Genomic DNA, 3,015 nt, shown 5'->3' with positions numbered 1-3,015 from the left:
CGGGGTCGATGATCCGAAGGCTGTGGGTACCGGCACGCAGGCCCCGCCGCCCACGCCGCCGCCCACGCCGCCGCCCACGCCGCCGCCCACCCCGCCGCCGCGGCCGGCGTCGAACCTGCCCACGCCGAAGCTGGACCTGTCCACGCCGAACCTGGACCTGTCGGTGCCGTCGTGGTCGGTGCCGTCGTGGTCGATGCCGGCTGCGCCGGTGCCGCAGTGGGTCGCGGCAGCTGGCGGGCCGGTGGTCGAGCAGTGGCAACGGTTCCAGCAGAAACTGGCGGACCGCTACGGTGGGCTGCTGGCCGGGACGGGGCAGGCACGGCAGTTCCTGACCGGGCTTCCCGTGCCCGTCGAGCAGGTGTTCACCGAGTGGGCCGACGCCCGGCAGAACGACCCGGCCGTCCCCGTTTTCCTGTCTCAGGTCGGTCTGCCCGCCACCGCCCTCACCAGCCAGTTCCTGTTCGGTGTCCGGGAGCGGGCGGTCGCCCGGATCACCGAAACCCTCGCGGGGTCGATCCCGACGGGCGGGCAGACCCCGGCCGCGGTACGCCCCGAGCAGGTCGTCGCCGCGCTGCCCGCGGAGTTCGACCGGCAGGCGCTGCGCTCGATCGCGCACCTGGCCGTCCAACACCACATCGACCAGTACTTCACCACGGGCACACCGACGACCGCCCCCCTGCCAGGCGGCGCCCCCCTGCCAGGCGGCGTCGTCCTGCCAGGCGGCGTCGTCCCGCCGGGGGCTGCTGGCGTGCCGGGGGGTTCCGGGGCGGCGGCGGTGCCGTCGGACGCCGTGCGCGCCGCGGTCGAGCGGGACGTGCGGGCCCACGTGGACCGGAGCCTCGACGCGATCCTCGGCACCACTCCACTACCGGCCGCACCACTGACCGCACCACTGACCGTGCCGTCGGCTGCGGTGGCCAGTCCGGCCGCCGCGCAGGTCAACGCCGTGGCGGACGTGGTCCGGCAGGCGGTCACCGACCTGCCGGCCCGTGTCACGGCGGCGGCCATCCCCGACGCCACCGCACCGCACACCACCCCTTCCGGCACGGACACCTCGGCACACCGGCGTACCGACGTGCCGCCGGTGCCGGTGACTTCCGAGCAGCACACCGCAGCAGCGACCAGGCTGGCAGAAACCCAGTTCACCGCCTTGGCCCGCAAGTACGGCGTCGATCCGGCCAACCATGACACCCTCGCCGGATCCTTCCAACAGGACTGGGCCAACGGATACCACCAGGTACTCGCCCAGGTCACCGGCAACGCCACGCCCGCCACCCCCAGCGTGCCGGGCACGTCCGGGGTGCCGGCCACGCCCAGCGCGCCGGGTGCGCCGGGCACGCCGGGCACGCCGGATGCGGCCGGCGCCCGCAGTACGATGCCGGGTGGTGTTGCCCCCCGCACCGACGGCACGCCGAACCACGACCACACCAGCGACAGGACGTCGGTCAGTGACACGTCCGTCTCCGGCGACGACAGCATCTTCAGCCGCGATAACAGGCCCGACGACACCTTCACGGTCAGTGACCTCTCCTCACTGGACGAGCCGATCAGCCGCGACCCGGTCACACGCGACTTCATCGACGGGGATTCGGTCAGTGGCGTCCCGTCGCTAAACGAGTCAGACAACGGTGAAGCGGCCAAGCGCGAATTCAGGGACACGGACCCGTTCAGGGACGCCTCTTCGCGGGACGGGTTGATCAGCGGCGACCCGGTCGGACGCGGCGAGCCGGCTGTCGCGGCAACTGGGCAGGCTGTCGCGCCGTTCGGGTCCGGGCAGCGGGCCGCCGACTGGGCCGCTGGGGAGCAGGTGCGTCCCGGCAGCAGCGGCGACCTGTGGTGGTGCGTGGCGGCCACTCTCGATGTGTTCCAAACCGAGTACAAACGGCTGGGCAACCGGGCGGTGTTCGACGACCGGATCATCGGACCGGACGGCCGGCTCGCGCCCACCATGGGCTGGCCGCAACTGATGGAGATCCTCGACACGGTACCCGAGCGTGTCGCCCACCCGGACGGGGTCGCGGGACAGGACGTGCTGGCCGCGTTGCGGACGGCGCCGGGGTCGATGGTCGTGGTCAGGGCCGCGCCACCAAACGAACCGCAGCACGTGTTCGCCCTCTCCAGCCAGCCACAGGATTCCGGGCCGCCGAGAATCCAGGTGCGGGACCCTCTGATACCCGGCGCCGTCGACCGACCCGAGCCAGACAATCCGATACATGATCCGTGGCTGCGACACCTGTTCGCATCCAGCACCCGGGTGGCCGCGTTCGACGCGGACGGGCGACCCGCCACCATCACCGACCTGCTCGGCCAGACCGCCCGCCACCCGCGGCCGATCACCACAACCGGCACCGACACCAGCGCGTTCCTGCTCGCCTCTACCAGCACGCCGCGCAGTCCGTCCCAGGCGATGCGAGCCACCTCTACCGACCCGGCCGACTCGGCCGGCTCCGCCCCAGGCAGGCAGCCGTCCGATCCGGTGGAAGGTGACGGACCGTCTGCTCCTGCCCTGTCGACCGTGGTGGACACCGGGGCGTTGAGTGGCCGGCTTGGGCAGGGTGAGGCAGCGGCCGCGGTATCGGACGCGCACGTCGGACAGACTCCCGCCGGTGCTGCCACGCCGCCGCCGGTGGTGTCCCCGCAGCTACTGACCGGCCACACCGGCCCGACATCGTGGTCGCAGCCCAGCGGCGACCAGCCCAGCCAGTTCCCAGGGACACAGTCGTTCCCGCCCGGACTGGACGTGCGGGATCCGGCACCTCAGTCGCCGATGTCCGGGCCGGTACCTGCCCCGCCGGCGGACACGGGTCTGCCCGGGCTGCCCGGGCCGCTGGACGACCCGGACGCCCTCACGGCATCGTCCTGGCCGGCGGGGCCGGCCGCGTCGTCCTGGCCGGCGGGGTGGGCGGGACCGGCGGGGCCGGTTCCCGGCATTGGTGCGACCGACGGGCACGGTGCTGCGATGTCCACCGACCCCGGCCAGCCGCGCATCGACGATCAGGCCGGCGACGGCAGCGG

At 73.4% G+C, this 3,015-nt stretch carries 1 pseudogene; it reads left to right on the top strand.

What is annotated here, in order from left to right:
- Positions 1–22 precede the first annotated feature (22 nt).
- A pseudogene (locus tag V6U90_RS32945) lies at positions 23–3,015 on the top strand (hypothetical protein); the annotation flags it as partial.

Source organism: Micromonospora sp. CPCC 206060 (genome assembly GCF_036906895.1).
Classification (GTDB): domain Bacteria; phylum Actinomycetota; class Actinomycetes; order Mycobacteriales; family Micromonosporaceae; genus Micromonospora.
The sequence above is the reverse complement of the archived record's forward strand: the minus strand, read 5'-3'. Positions and strand labels throughout refer to the sequence as shown.